At 64.5% G+C, this 279-nt stretch carries 1 protein-coding gene; it reads left to right on the top strand.

The features are described 5' to 3' along the window. Positions 1-279: response regulator (locus tag R0J88_RS19655; protein WP_410900820.1), on the top strand; the 279-nt coding region annotated here is incomplete at both ends.

The following is a 279-nucleotide window of genomic DNA, read 5'->3' as shown; positions in this document are numbered from 1 at the left end:
GGCAACAAGCTGACCGGCACTCGCATCCTGTGCATCGACAACGAGAGCCTGATTCTCGAGGGCATGAAGGCGATGCTGTCCGGCTGGGGTTGCGAGGTGTTCACGGCGACCTCGATCGGCGGCGCCAAGTCGGTGATCCGCAACCTGGATGGTGATCCAGATGCCATCCTCGCCGACTACCACCTCGACAACGAGGTGACTGGCCTGATGGCGCTGGACGCGCTGGATGAACGTCTGGCGGGCTCGGTGCCGGGCATCGTGATCACCGCCGACCGCACC

It is taken from the genome of Pseudoalteromonas sp. SIMBA_162 (genome assembly GCF_046535955.1).
GTDB lineage: Bacteria > Pseudomonadota > Gammaproteobacteria > Enterobacterales > Alteromonadaceae > Pseudoalteromonas > Pseudoalteromonas marina.
This window is presented reverse-complemented; position numbering and strand designations above follow the sequence as displayed.